Consider the following 14922-nt stretch of genomic DNA (forward strand, 5'->3'; position numbering starts at 1 on the left):
CTATGCAAGGATCATTTAGAACCATAGAACTTTCAGATACTAAATTAGAATTTGACGGACTCCGATTTTTAACCGTCAAAACCCCAAATTTAAAGGGTAGGGGAGATATTTGCGTATTTGTACCCAAGACAAAAAAACCGCTTACCAATTTACCTATTTATATTTTGTTACATGGCGTATACGGTAGTGCTTGGGTTTGGGCGTTAAAAGGTGGCGCACATATTTCTGCACAAGAAATGATGAACAATGGAGAAATAGAACCGGCCATTATTGCAATGCCATCCGATGGATTGTGGGGAGATGGTTCTGCTTATTTTCCACATCATAACAAGGACTTTGCGAAATGGATTGTTGAAGATGTGCCTTTGGCCATCCAAGAAAATATTCCGGAAGCGGGTGATAAAAGTAAACTTTGTATTGGCGGATTATCCATGGGAGGTTACGGAGCCTTAAGTTTAGGCGCAAAATATTCTGATAAGTTTAGTGCCATTTCTGCACACAGTGCCATTACCAAATTAGAGGAAATGGAACTTTTTGTAGAAGAACCTTTAAATGTTTATTTAGATAGTGCAAGTCAACCCAATGTGCTAGATGTGATTGCCGATAACAGAACTACATTGCCACCGTTACGGTTTGATTGTGGCAAATCAGACCAATTAATCGCTGGTAATAGAGATTTACATACACAATTAACCGAATTGCGAATACCGCATGAATATTTTGAATTTAGTGGCGGTCATCAATGGGAATACTGGCAAGAACATATACGTAAAACCTATTTGTTCTTTAATTCCTCAATCGCCCATAAATAAGTCTGGTAAAAACAGTGTTATTTGTGGAAATAGGGTAATCAAAATCAGTACTAAAAAGCTGATTCCCAAATACGGTAAATTTGCTTTACTTACCTTTTCTAAAGGCACCTTTCCAATACCAGATGCTACAAACAAACACACCCCCAATGGTGGTGTAGTTAAACCAATGATCAAGTTCAGTAATGCGATAATGGCAAAGTGAATAGGGTCAATATCTACACTTAACGCTACCTTTAATAAAATAGGAAACAGAATTAAAAGTGCCGCAATAGTTTCCATAAACGTTCCTACTAAAATTAGTAGTAGGTTAATAAGTAAAAGCACCACATATTTGTTATCTGAAAAGCCTAAAATCATATTTGAAATCTCATGAGGTACTTTTTCCGAAACTAATATGTAACCAAACAAATTAGCGAAACCAATGAGCACCATTAAACTGGCTGAAGTTTTCATGGCATCTATTAAAATTGCCATGGTCTTTTTAAAGTTGAGTCTCTTATAAACGAAAGTGCCCACTAAAAAAGCGTAGAGTACCGCAATTATAGATGCTTCTGTAGGTGTAAAAACACCACCAATGATTCCGAAAAGGATAATGAACGTCATTAGCAAAGACCAGAATGTATCTATAAAACCTGTAAATATCTGTTTAAAGGAACTTCGCTTGTATTTTGGATATTTTCTTTTTTTGGCAATGTAGTAGGTGAGTGCTAACATCGCTACACCCAATAATAACCCGGGTAAGGCTCCGGCTAAAAATAATTTACCTACAGAAAGACCACTTAGGGTAGCCGCAATGATCATAGGAACGCTTGGCGGAATTATTGGTCCTACAGTAGAAGAAGAAGCAGTTACGGCACAGGCAAAATCGGCATCGTAACCTTCCTTTTTCATGGCAGGAATCATAACGGAGCCAATACTGGCAGTATCTGAAATAGCTGTGCCCGAAATACCGGCAAATAACATAGAAGAACCAATGTTTGCAAGAGCAAGTCCGCCAGGTACGTGACCAATAAGATGATTACAGAACTTAATGATTTTAGAGGTAAGTCCGCCTTGGTTCATGAGGTTTCCTGCAATGATGAATCCTGGTATGCTTAACAATACAAAAACATCTATGCCAGAATACATTTTCATGGGCATGATAATAAGGTCGGTACCATTAAAAATAAGAAATGCCATGCACGAAATTCCTAATGAAAAAGCTATGGGAAATCGTAATAATAAACAAATGACGAAGACGACAAGAAGTATAACGATCATGGTTTAGGCATTTTAGTGTTTTTTGGTTTTTCCTTTAAAAGATGAACAAGAATAGAAATACCCATAATTGCAATTCCTGAAAACGATATGGCCATTGGATATTTTAAGCTTGGAGATTTTTCTACGGTCCCCATCATTATGAATTCAAAAGCGTGGTAGGTAAAAACTAGAATGAAAAGAGAAGTGATGATCCAGATAAAATATTGAAGAAGTTCTTGATTTTTTTGACTGAATTTTTCGACCAAGAATCCGAAATTAACGTAGTAAGCACCCCTAACTGCCAAACCTGCTGCAAAGGCAATAGCATAAATAAATGCAACTCTGGCGGCTTCTTCAGTCCAAGAAGGTGCCTTGGTCATAAAAAATCGACCGTAAATTTGAACAAGTGTAATGCCAACAAAAAGTAAGGTACTTATGATAGTACCCCATTTCATTGATTTTCTGAAAAATTTAAATAAAGACATTAAGGTAAATCTTGTTTTACAGTGTTATATATTTCTTGCATTTCTGGAGATAGGGTATCGTATATTGTTGTGCCACATTTTTCTATAAAAGCGGCGTTGTCCACATTGACGAAAACCATACCCTTTGCTTCAAGTTCTTCTCTGATTTTTTTTTCATTTTCAAGAAATAATTGCTGATGGTAGGTAATCATTTCTTCCGATGCTTCTAAGAATATAGCTTTAAGGTCTTCTGGTAATTTCTGAAACGATTTTTCACCGATAACGGGGTATGACCAGCTAACTACATGGTTGGTAAGGTTCACGTACTTTTGAACCTCATAAAATCCGGAGACCTTAATAAGTGCCAAAGGATTTTCTTGCGCATCAATGGTTCCTTGTTGTAGAGAGGTAAAAACTTCAGAAAATGCCATAGGTGTAGTTTTTGCGCCCAAAGCATCCCAAGCAGATACAAAAGAAGGTACATTGGGTACGCGCAAGATTAGACCTTGTAGGTCATCTGGGTGGGTAATTGGCTTGTTAGAAGTTAGTTGTCTTACACCAGCTTGAAAATAACCCAAAGGTTTTAAGCCTGTTTTCTCTAACATTTCCTTGGATATACGTTTTCCCAAAGGTCCTTGCATCAAAATTTCAACATCATCAGGAGTTTTTAAAAGAAACGGTAACTCGCAAAAGGTCATTATTTCTGTCCAATTACTAAGAAGGGAACTAGTGGTGGTCATATCTAATACACCGGCCTGTATCATACGTATTGCCTCAACTTCCTTGGCAAGTTGCTCAGAAGGAAAAGTTTCCAATACTAATCGTCCATTGGATTTTTCCTTTAATCGTTCACCAAAAAAAATAAAAGCTTTGTGCCAAGAGTGGTCTTCATTAACCAATAGGCTTGCTTTTAGTACATAAGGTTCTTGATTGTTATAATTACAGCTCATTAAGCTGATTATCATGAACGACAGCAATAGGCGTGCTATTCTTTTTAAGAACATTTTATGGTCGATTTAGTTGGAGCAATTCACCTTTAAAATACATTTTTTTGATGGTTTTAACAGTGTGGATTTTTACATTCATTTTATTGGTCTAGATATTTTTTCTCCAGGATTGCGCTGTTTTTAAGGGGTAAGTCCTGTAATTAGGTCTGTGTACATCTAATTCAATAATATAGGTATCAGTAAATGTTCAGGACTATGTCAGTTTTTGTCTAGTTGTTTAATTGAGGTTTTTATTCTTATAACTGTACCTTGAAATCGGTTTTCAACCAAGCTTAAATCAACTCACTCATGAAATTTAAATTTTTAATACTGTCTTCATTATTCCTTTTTTTGCTAACGGCATCTAATTGTAATTCTAGTTCGGATGTTAATGAAACTCCTGATGTAGAAGTGGACAATAAAGATCCAAAAGAAGGCGAGGAGAAAGAGGAAGAGACAGAAGAAGATTACAGTACAATGGCGGTTCCTGCGGATCCAGGTTCAGGATTGGAATGGAAATTTCAAGATTTTTCGGATGATTTTGAATATGAGGCACCAGCAGGAAATAAAGGCGATGCCTTTTTTAATAAATGGGATGACTTTTACCATAATAATTGGTCTGGACCGGGCTTGACCGAATGGAGTAGGGATATCCCATTTGTAGCCGATGGTTTATTGCAAATACCGGCGAAAAGAAAAGCTGGTACAAATAAAATAAGCACAGGTTGCATTACGAATAAAACAAGGGTTCAGTATCCTGTTTATGTAGAGGCGAGAGCTAAAATCATGAACTCAGTTTTAGCCAACGGTATTTGGATGTTAAGTCCAGATGATACACAAGAAATAGATATAATGGAAGCTTATGGAGCGGCATATTCAGAAAGTGCCCAAGCGAGCCATTCATGGTATGAAGTTAGAATGCATATTAGTCACCATGTATTTATAAGGGACCCATTTCAAGATTATCAGCCTAAAGATGCAGGTTCGTGGTTTATGAAAGATAATATTAAATGGAGAGAGGACTACCATACCTATGGTGTATACTGGAGAGACCCATGGCATTTGGAGTACTATATAGACGGGGAGTTGATTAGGACCGTATCTGGTAAGGATCAAATTGATCCTTTGTTTTACACAAATGCAACGAACCCAGGCGATACCAGTTCTGATACGCGTACAGGATTAAGTAAAGAAATGGATATTATTATAGATGTGGAAGATCAGGACTGGAGATCTAGTCCAGCATCTGGAAATCAATCGGATACATATACACCAACAGATAATGAGCTTTCAGATACTGAAGGCCATACGCTGAAGGTAGACTGGATAAGAATATACAAACCAGTGGAAAAATAGTTGTTAGTTTATTTAATTGAGTTAAGGGCATGGGGTTGTTACCATGCTCTTTTTTTGGTTTTTCTTTATTGTTGCAACTGAAGTCTAGTATATGATATTGTCCAATTAGGTAGTAAATGTATAGCTTATCATAATCCTTGAATTAATATGTTGAAAATCAAAATATTATGAAAAACAAGTATCTCCGTTATTAACTTTTTATATGGTTTGTTTTAAAAAATATTCTGTTTGTCTAACATTTTTTATAAAAAATATAATCAATAAGTTATTGTATATTTAAAGGTATAATAACTTCCTATTTGTACAGTTTTGAAACACCTTTTTTCTAGTTTATATTCAAATATTATTTCTTTTGTAATTGGAACATTCTGGTTATTTAGTAGTGTCGTACTTGCCCAAGGAGCCAACGATATTAATGAAAGCGGTAAGAATTTCTTTTTAGATTCAAAAGGGAAAAAATATGAGAATTCTGGAGAGTTAATTAAGGAACTTCGAAAAAGACATGAAACCTTGCTTCAAAAGGGAGATACTTTACAGGGGATTGATGTTTTAATGCAGTTGGCAGATGTTTACGGCCATAGAGCAGAGTATGCAAATTCCTATGATGTGTTCTGGCAATCCCTTTTTTTAGCGGATCGTGTAAAGAATGATTCTTTAGACGCCTTGATCGCATGGCGTTTAGGTAGGTTTTATAGCTTCTATAAAAGAGAAAAGGAATCTCTAAAGTATTTGAACAAGGCATTGAACATTAAAAAAAATATGGTTAAGGAAGGCAATGCAGACCCCGCTTATTTGGTCCTCAATTACTTTGCTTTTGTAAGTACCTATCGCGAGTTTGATATGCCAAAACTTGCAAGTAAATATTTAGACAGTTGTTTAATTTATTATAAAGATGTAAAAAATCAATTGCCTATGCCTCAATTGAACTTTGAAAAGGCATTTATTTTATCTAAAACAGGGCATAATGAAGAAGCACTAGAGTTGTTTAAAAATTTGGAACCATATTTTCTAGAAAATAGACCATCATATATGGTTTTGGTCTATACTTATTGGGGTGATGTTTTACAGAATATAGGTGATTTAAATAACAGTGTAAAATATTATGAAAAAGCTATAAATGCATCAGAAAAGTATAAGCGGCATATTGATTTTACACCACTTATTTACGAACGCTTAACGGAACATTATGTAAAGCAAGGTAATTATCAAAAAGCATACGAGAATTTAAAAATAGCAAAGAATTTAGATGCACTATTTTTTGATGGTCGAAGTTCTAAGAATAAATCCATGTTAGAAATTCGGGATGAATTTAGAATTGAAAAACAACGGCAATTAGATTTAATACAACAACAGCGATTTGAAAAGCTAAAACAAGAAGAGAAAATTTCAATGTTGCAGCGTGTGATTTTGTTGGGCACTATAGTCTTTATTTTAATATTGGCATTTTTCTTTTTTAGGCACCTTCGTAATAAGCATAAGTTAGAAAAACAGTTGATTAGACGAAACAAAGAATTAGAAATACAAAAAGCTAACGAACTTTTAGAATTGAAGAATAAAGAACTAGCCGCTTCTGTGTTACAGCTTGTTGAGAAAGACGAGTTTTTAAAAGACTTAAAAGAAAAATTAAAATCCAATAAAGACAATCTACAGCAATCTGAGATAAATAAATTGTTACGGACCATATCTGTAAACAATAATAATAATTGGGAGGAGTTTAGACTCAGATTTACGGCAGTTAATGAGAAATTCTATAAGAAATTAACTAAAAAATACCCTAATCTTACTCAAAGTGACCATAAGGTTTGTGCTCTTATTAAATTGAATTTTTCCAGTAAAGATATGGCCAGGCTGTTAGGTATTTCGGTAGAATCTGTACATACTACCCGTTATAGATTGCGTAAAAAATTGAAACTGGAAAGAAAGGAAAATCTTGAAGATTTTATAGCACAGTTATAAATGAATTTAAAGATAATTTCAACATTTTAATTGTTGATGTTTTCGGTAGTCTATAATCATAGACCTTTAAGCGTTTTAAGGGGTTATTATATTTGTTTATCAAATTAGCCGACTTTGGTTGGGAATAAGTTCTCTCAAAATTATCTCATGGCATTAATTCAAATTATTGTCAGACTTTTTCTTATTGAGACTAATTATTAGTCTTGCTGTTAAGCATTACTTCAATGTAGTTTTGGTTGATCTTCTATTCTTATATAATTATAGTAGAACATTTTTTCAGGATCTTCAACTTGGTCATATTTAATATCCAATAATGTTGGCAATTCATATTATGCTTGATTTTTGATAAAATGAATTAAAAGTCTCTGGGTAAATAGCGTCAATTAGGCTGTCATTGTCTAAACCATTTTGTCTCTGGAATATGGATATAAATCACGTTAAAAAAACTCACCTGAACAAAAACTGGACTGTATGTTCTATCTAGTGGATATATTTAATAATTATGGATTGTATTGGTAGGAAAAAAATGAGTTGCTGATAGTAATATACCTTAAATATTAATTGAAAAGATTTTTTAATAGGATTGATCATTTGTAGTATCTCTTAGCTGATATGGTGCTTAAAAAGGTGTGTGAAAGAGGTAGTTTACCGCTACAGAGTTAAAACGTAGAAGAATCGTTTTGTTGAATTAATTGTATGTCCAGTTTTTGTTGAGTGTCTATTTTAAAGTAGATGAACGGTTATTTCTAAATTGCTTCTCATTATCGAAATGATAATTGTCTATAGAAAAAAAATATGAATATGAAATTGTTGCGAAGTAAAAAGTAAACAATTGATAAGCATAATAATTTTTGTTTTTGACAAAGACATAATTCATTTTCTATTTAAAATGATGATTGCAATAGACAATGTAGTAATAATCAATATGGAAAAAATCCATGCAAACCATAAATAAACCAACCATTAAAGAAGGTCAAATCCCAAAAATTAAGCTAGACAAATTGGGGATTACCAATGCACAATATTTAAGTGCGGCATCTAAACGGGCATTACAATGGCCCGAGGTTGGTAATGAATGGTTTGTTGAGTTTGAAGAACTTAAACCTTTATTGGGAGATTTGGCATATGAAGAAGGTGTCTGTAGAAGAGACCCAAGTGCTATAATTAAAGAGAATGGCAAATACTACGTATGGTATAGCAAAAGTTTAGGTGCTACGCAGGGTTTTGCAGGCAATATTGAGAAGGATAAGGTTTTTCCATGGGACCGTTGCGATATCTGGTATGCAACTTCTAAAGATGGCTGGACATGGAAGGAAGAAGGTATCGCTGTAAAAAGAGGAGATTCTGGCTCTTTTGATGACCGTTCTGTTTTTACAGTAGAGGTAATGAAGCATAATGATAAATTCTACCTGAGCTATCAAACGGTTAAAAGTCCATATACGGTTCGGGTGAAAAATCAAGTTGGTTTGGCTTGGTCAGATAGCCCTATTGGTCCTTGGCAAAAATTACCGGAACCTATTCTTTCACCAGCTGATAACGGAATTTGGTTAGGTGAAGAGGATAATAGGTTTAAGGTTGAAAAAAAAGGGGACTTTGATAGTCATAAAGTACATGATCCATGCATTTTGCCGTATAAAGACAAATTTTACTTGTATTACAAAGGCGAACAAATGGGAGAGGAAATAAACTTCGGCGGACGTCAAATTAGACATGGGGTTGCTATTGCGGATAATCCGTTAGGACCTTATGAAAAGTCGGTATATAATCCCATCAGCAATAGCGGTCATGAAATCTGCGTATGGCCCTATGATGATGGAATAGCATCTTTGATCACTACGGACGGACCGGAGAAAAATACCATACAATGGTCTCCAGATGGTATCAATTTTGAAATTGTGGCGAGTATTCAAAATCCGCCACATGCCATAGGTTTAAATAGGACTGCGGATACCGGGGGTAATCCAACAGAAATATTAAGATGGGGTTTGACCCATATTTACAATAACGACGATTATCAAAGTATACAGCGGTTTTCGTCATATAATAAAACATCACATACAGCAATAGGAGAAAAAGCAATTTAAAATGATAGCAACACAGTACAAAGGCGATAAAACATTTTCTGTAATAGAAAAAGAAATAGAAGCTCCAGCAAAAGGAGAAGTTAGAATTAAAGTGGCATACGTAGGCGTATGTGGTACAGATGTACACATTTATCATGGTATGATGGATAAACGCGTAAACATACCTGAGACCATTGGTCATGAAATGTCCGGAACCATAGACGCCATAGGTGAGGGTGTAAGCGGATTCAAAGTAGGTGATAAAATAGTGGTTAGACCGTTGGATGATAGAAAGGTGAAATCATCTGACAAGGGGTTCAACCATATTTGTGAAGAGCTTAAGTTTATTGGTATTGATAGTCCGGGTGCTATGCAACAGTACTGGAACGTACCTGCATTTACACTTCATAAATTAAAAGAAGAAACAGACTTAAAATTGGCGGCATTGATAGAGCCTTTATCAGTAGCAGTGCATGATGTAAGAATGGGTGAATTAAAGGCAGGTGAGACCGCCGTGGTTTTGGGCGGTGGCCCAATAGGTCTTTTAGTTGCTTTGGTAGCCAAGGAAAAAGGGGCACAGGTAATTGTATCTGAAGTAAATGAAACAAGAATATCCAAGGCAAAAGAATTAGGACTTGATGCTGTAAACCCTATAAAAACGGACTTAGTAGATTATGTAAAAAGCAAGACCGATGATAAAAGGGCAGATGTTGTATTCGAGGTTGCAGGAGTTCAGCCTGCATTGGATATTATGACAGAGGTTGCCGGTATTAGAGGTAGAATTGTAATGGTAGCTATACATGGGCAAAAGAAAGAAGTAGACTTATTTAAATTCTTTTGGAAAGAACTTAAATTAATAGGGGCAAGAGTGTATGAAAAAGAGGATTATGAACAGGCTATACGTTTAATTACGGCGAATGAATTGCCATTCAATGAAATGATTACGGACGTGCAACCGCTAAAGAACATACAAACGGTATTTGAAAATATAGATAAAAACCCCGACGGACTAAAAGTCTTGATGGATTGTCAATCATAACTAAGAACTAAAACTTTAAAAGAAAATGGGAGTACTGGATAAATTCAGTTTAAAAGGAAAAACGGCATTGGTTACGGGTTGTAAGCGAGGCATAGGTAAAGCCATGGCAATAGGTCTTGCGGAGGCTGGTGCAAATATCATAGGTGTAAGTGCTACTTTAGAGTCAAGCGGTAGCGATGTAGAAAAGGAAATAAAGGCACTGGGTAGAGATTTTAAAGCCTATGCGTGTGATTTTAGTGATAGAAAAGCACTATATAGTTTTATTGCAGCCGTTAAAGGCGATTTTCCTGTAATAGATATTTTGGTAAACAATGCTGGAACCATATTAAGGGCGCCAGCCGTTGAACATTCAGACGAGTTATGGGATAAAGTGATAGAGGTAAACCAAAATGCACAATTCATTTTAACCAGGGAAATAGGAAAAGAAATGGTTGAGCGTGGTACAGGAAAAGTAATATTTACGGCATCGTTGTTAACTTACCAAGGTGGAATAACCGTGCCGGGCTATGCAGCCAGTAAGGGAGCGATCGGTCAGTTGACCATGGCCTTTGCTAACGAATGGGCCGGTAGCGGAGTAAATGTCAACGCCATTGCACCGGGGTATATAAGTACGGACAATACAGAAGCCTTACGTAATAACGAAGAACGGGCAAATTCTATTTTGGCTAGAATTCCGGCAGGAAGATGGGGAGAACCAGAAGATTTTGCAGGACCCGTGGTCTTTTTAGCTTCGGACGCGGCTGCATATATGAACGGAAGCATCACTCTGGTAGACGGAGGTTGGATGGGTAGATAATCACACTAAAAACAGAAAAATGGCATCAATAAAAGAATACGAAATGTTTATAGATGGATCTTGGGTTACTTCAACCTCTGGTGAAACCATCAATATTATAAATCCATCAACTGAGGAGGTTTACGCAAAGGTTCAAAATGGAACGGTTGCGGAAGCTGTACAAGCATTGGAAGCAGCCGATAGGGCACAGAAAGAGTGGAAAAAAGTCCCCGCCAGAAAGAGAGCGGAACTTCTGTATAAATTTGCTGATGAAATAAAGGCGAATGCCGATAAATTGGCAGAACTTTTAGTAAAGGAACAAGGTAAGTTGCTTAAAGTAGCTAAAATGGAAGTTGCGGTAACCGCTTCTTTTATAGAATATGCTTGTGAGGGAGCACGAAGAATTGAAGGTGATATCATTCCTTCAGATAACCCAAATGAACAAATTTGGATTCAAAAAATACCACGAGGAGTAGTAGTTGCTATAACGGCATGGAATTTCCCTTTGGCTTTGGCCGGAAGAAAAATTGGTCCGGCATTGGTAGCAGGAAATGCTATCGTGGTAAAACCGACTTCAGAAACTCCGCTAGCAACATTAGAATTAGGGCACTTAGCTAAAAAAGTTGGTTTGCCAGATGGTTTGTTGAATATTATTACAGGTCCAGGAAGAGCTATGGGTACTGCCTTGGTAGAAAATCCTATAACCAAAATGGTGACCATGACAGGATCTACTCCTGTAGGTCAACAAATTGCAAAAATGGCAGCACAGAACCTAACGCACGTACAGTTGGAATTGGGTGGAAAGGCTCCGTTTATAGTGTTTGAAGATGCTGATATTGATGCAGCCGTAGATGCGGCCTTACATTCTAGATTCGATAATTGTGGCCAAGTATGTACTTGTAATGAACGTATGTATGTTCATGAAGATATTTACCATGAATTCATGAATAAATTTATTCAAAAGACCAAAGCGTTAAAAGTGGGTGATCCAATGCTGGAGGATTCAGATATGGGACCAAAGGTGAACAAAAGCGAATTGGAGCATATGGAGCATTTGGTCAAAGTGAGTTTAGATGAGGGTGCAACAATTGCCACTGGTGGTAAACGTTTGTCCGGTGGTGAATTTGATAAAGGATATTGGTTTGAACCAACGGTTTTGACCGATGTAACCCAAAATATGACCATTGTTCATGAAGAGTCATTTGGACCTATTTTACCTGTGTTGAAATTTAAGGATTTTGATGAGGTTGTAGGCTTTGCAAATGACTGTGAATATGGTTTGGCGGCAATGGTATTTACCAATGACATGAATAAAATCATGCGTTGCAACGATGAACTTGAATATGGTGAGATCTATGTGAATCGTGGTCATGGAGAACAGCACCAAGGTTTTCATAACGGATATAAGTTAAGTGGCTCTGGTGGTGAAGACGGTAAATACGGATTTGAGCAGTATATGGAAAAGAAAACGTTTTACGTAAGACATAAGGCATAATGAGTACAAGAATAGCAAAAGTAGATTGTCAATTATTTAAGGTTCCTTTACCAGAAGTAATGAACGATGCCAAGCACGGCGACCATACGCATTTTGAGCTGGTGACAACTACAATTACCTTGGAGGACGGTACTGAAGGCACTGGTTACACGTATACCGGCGGTAAAGGCGGGCACGCTACCAAAGCTATGGTAGAGCATGATTTTACTTCTTTTTTAATAGGTAAGGATGGTTCTAAAATTGAGGAGCTTTATGAAGAAATGGAATGGCATATTCACTATGTAGGTAGAGGAGGTATTGCCTCTTTTGCCATTTCTACCATAGATATTGCCCTTTGGGATATTCGCTGTAAAAAAGCCGATAAACCTTTATATAAAATGGCCGGAGGTGCAGACAATACCTGTAAGGCATATTGCGGTGGTATAGATCTTCAATTTCCTATTCCAAAGCTTTTGGATAATATGAGAACCTATTTGGATAGCGGGTTCAATGCCGTTAAGATTAAAATAGGAAGGGAAAATTTAGAAGAAGATTTAGAACGCATAAAAGCGGTACGTGAGTTTGTTGGTCCGGATGTTACGTTCATGGTCGATGCCAATTATTCTATGACCGTAGAAAAAGCGATAAAAGCTATTGAAGGCTTTAAACAATATGATATTACCTGGTTTGAAGAACCGATTATACCTGATGATTATTTAGGATTTGGCGAAATTGTTGATCGTACCGGTTTTCCTTTGGCCATGGGTGAAAATTTACATACCATTCATGAATTTGAATATGCCTTTGCACAATCCAAACTATCCTTTATTCAACCGGATGCTTCTAATTGCGGTGGTGTAACAGGTTGGTTGAAAGTGGCAAAAATGGCGCAGGAACATCATATCCCGGTATGTAGTCATGGTATGCAAGAACTTCATGTAAGTCTTGTCTCTTCTCAACCCAATGCAGGTTGGTTAGAGGTACATAGTTTTCCTATCGATCAATATACCTTAAGACCTTTGGTTGTTGAAAATCATAGAGCGGTAGCTCCTGAAACTCCGGGTACCGGGGTCATTTTCGATTGGGAAAAATTAGCCCCTTATAAGAGCTAAGTTAAACTGCGTTTAAGTGAAAGTATTCCTTGTTTTAACAATGCTTTTATAAGCATGAACTATTACAAATACTTAACATGGAAGTAAATAAAAATTATATAATAAGAATAGCCGCCATTGTTGCTCTGGGCGGCTTTATTCTTGGTTTTGATGCTTCCGTTATTTCTGGAACTTTAAAGTTTGTAGAACATGAATTCTCCCTTAACGACATTCAATTAGGCTGGCTGGTCAGTTCTATAACCCTGACTGCTGCGCTAGGCACTTTTATTGCGGGACCTTTAAGTGATAAAATAGGCAGAAGAAGCGTACTCAAATATGCAGCTTTATTATTTGCGGTCTCAGCGCTCTTTTCAGCATTTTCCACTACGTTCACCATGTTGATCATAGGCAGGTTAATAGGTGGTTTTTCTGTAGGTGCAGCTTTGATCATTGCTCCTATGTATATTGCAGAGGTAAGTCCGCCGGAGAAGAGAGGGCAAATGGTATCTTTTAATCAATTGAATATTGTCATTGGTATTTCGGCCGCATTTTTTACAAACTATCTAATCTTAAGATTGGGCGATAGCGATTATGGTTGGGTAAACACCATTAATCTAAAAAAATGGAATTGGCGTTGGATGCTTGGTTTAGAAGTGTTTCCCGCATTATTATATTATATAGGGTTGTTTATAGTGCCGCAAAGCCCTAGATGGCTGTCCATGAAAGGTTCTTTAATAGAGGCAAGGCAAACGTTACAGAGGTTCGTGGGAGCAAATGAAGCTGCAAAACAAATGAAAACTATTGAAGAGAGTATTCTTCAAGAAGGTAAAAAGGAAAAAGTCCAATTTGGGGAGCTTTTTAAAAAGAACATACGCCATGTAATACTGGTAGGCATTATTGTTGCCATATTTCAACAGCTGGTAGGTATAAATTCTGTGATGTTCTATGCACCCTTAATTTTTGAACAAACAGGCATTGGTACAGATGCATCGTTTTTACAAGCTATTTTAGTAGGATTGGTAAATTTGATATTTACTATAGTAGCCATGAAGATTATAGACAAATTAGGTAGGAAACCTATGTTGATTTACGGTATGATAGGTATGGCATCAGCAATGTTGATTCTAGCCTATGGTTTTAAGACTGCCACCTATATATTAGATGACAGCGCATTAAATGGGTTATCTAATGATGTGCCAATTGAAAAATTAAGGGCTTTGGAAGATCAAACCTTTACTTCAGATTTAGATTTTAAAGAGGCGCTTTCCAATGCCTTAGGAGATGATAAAGCCAAACAGTATGAAGCTGTTTTGGTAACTGCCGCGGCAAAGATGAATTCGGTTCTTATTTTATGTGGTATTCTTTTATTTGTCTCTTTTTATGCAGTTTCCATAGGTCCTGTAATGTGGGTACTTTTTTCAGAACTGTTCCCAAATCGAATTCGCGGTTTGGCAATTTCATTTGTAGGTTTGGTAAACCTTACATTTGCCTTTTTGGTTCAACTTGTTTTTCCTTGGCAATTATCTAATCTTGGTAATTCGTTGACCTTTTTGTTATACGCAATTTTTGCAATAATAGGTTTGTTGTTTATTGTTGCCAAGGTACCGGAAACAAAAGGGAAATCACTAGAAGAATTGGAAAAACTACTAGTGAAATCCACATGACAT

General features: G+C 36.4%; 12 protein-coding genes. 9 read left to right on the forward strand and 3 right to left on the reverse strand.

Annotated elements, in window-relative coordinates; all coding sequences use genetic code 11:
* Positions 1-2: 2 nt before the first annotated feature.
* Positions 3-812, forward strand: a complete 810-nt coding sequence (locus tag I600_RS15460) for an alpha/beta hydrolase (RefSeq protein WP_058105457.1) — start codon at positions 3-5, stop codon at positions 810-812.
* Here the strand turns inward: I600_RS15460 and I600_RS15465 are convergent.
* The 3 genes from I600_RS15465 to I600_RS15475 are packed head-to-tail and all read right to left on the reverse strand — an operon-like array spanning position 795 to position 3519.
* Entirely contained in the window at positions 795-2072 is a 1278-nt protein-coding gene (locus I600_RS15465; RefSeq protein WP_058105458.1) for a TRAP transporter large permease, read from the reverse strand. The two genes, I600_RS15460 and I600_RS15465, sit on opposite strands and share 18 nt — an antisense overlap.
* A complete protein-coding gene (locus tag I600_RS15470) occupies positions 2069-2536 on the reverse strand; it encodes a TRAP transporter small permease (protein ID WP_058105459.1) in 468 nt (155 codons plus the stop codon). Before I600_RS15470 ends, I600_RS15465 begins: the two co-directional genes overlap by 4 nt.
* Positions 2536-3519 carry a TRAP transporter substrate-binding protein gene (locus I600_RS15475; RefSeq protein WP_058105460.1) on the reverse strand — a complete coding sequence of 328 codons (984 nt, stop codon included), beginning with the start codon at positions 3517-3519 and terminating at the stop codon, positions 2536-2538. The genes I600_RS15470 and I600_RS15475 overlap by 1 nt, the downstream gene beginning before the upstream one ends.
* 291 nt (positions 3520-3810) lie before the next feature.
* Here I600_RS15475 and I600_RS15480 point away from each other — a divergent pair, with 291 nt between their 5' ends.
* The 8 genes from I600_RS15480 (at position 3811) to I600_RS15515 (ending at position 14919) form a co-directional block, all read left to right on the forward strand.
* Positions 3811-4857 carry a family 16 glycosylhydrolase gene (locus I600_RS15480; RefSeq protein ID WP_058105461.1) on the forward strand — a complete coding sequence of 349 codons (1047 nt, stop codon included), beginning with the start codon at positions 3811-3813 and terminating at the stop codon, positions 4855-4857.
* A 309-nt stretch (positions 4858-5166) separates the two neighbouring features.
* On the forward strand, positions 5167-6813 hold the full coding sequence (locus tag I600_RS15485; RefSeq protein WP_058105462.1) for a hypothetical protein: 1647 nt from the start codon (positions 5167-5169) through the stop codon (positions 6811-6813).
* A 938-nt stretch (positions 6814-7751) separates the two neighbouring features.
* Entirely contained in the window at positions 7752-8897 is a 1146-nt protein-coding gene (locus tag I600_RS15490; RefSeq protein ID WP_058105463.1) for a glycoside hydrolase family 117 protein, read from the forward strand.
* A 1-nt stretch (position 8898) separates the two neighbouring features.
* The gene (locus I600_RS15495) at positions 8899-9915 is read left to right on the forward strand and encodes a zinc-dependent alcohol dehydrogenase (protein ID WP_058105464.1); all 1017 of its coding nucleotides are present in this window, start codon (positions 8899-8901) and stop codon (positions 9913-9915) included.
* A gap of 25 nt (positions 9916-9940) precedes the next feature.
* The gene (locus I600_RS15500; RefSeq protein ID WP_058105465.1) at positions 9941-10711 is read left to right on the forward strand and encodes an SDR family oxidoreductase; all 771 of its coding nucleotides are present in this window, start codon (positions 9941-9943) and stop codon (positions 10709-10711) included.
* Positions 10712-10730: 19 nt separating this feature from the next.
* Positions 10731-12185, forward strand: coding sequence for an aldehyde dehydrogenase (gene aldA, locus I600_RS15505; RefSeq protein WP_058105466.1), 1455 nt, complete (start codon positions 10731-10733; stop codon positions 12183-12185).
* Positions 12185-13276, forward strand: coding sequence for a mandelate racemase/muconate lactonizing enzyme family protein (locus tag I600_RS15510; protein WP_058105467.1), 1092 nt, complete (start codon positions 12185-12187; stop codon positions 13274-13276). Before aldA ends, I600_RS15510 begins: the two co-directional genes overlap by 1 nt.
* 68 nt (positions 13277-13344) lie before the next feature.
* Positions 13345-14919 carry a sugar porter family MFS transporter gene (locus tag I600_RS15515; protein WP_262493611.1) on the forward strand — a complete coding sequence of 525 codons (1575 nt, stop codon included), beginning with the start codon at positions 13345-13347 and terminating at the stop codon, positions 14917-14919.
* Positions 14920-14922 lie beyond the last annotated feature (3 nt).

This window comes from Maribacter dokdonensis DSW-8 (genome assembly GCF_001447995.1).
GTDB lineage: Bacteria > Bacteroidota > Bacteroidia > Flavobacteriales > Flavobacteriaceae > Maribacter > Maribacter dokdonensis.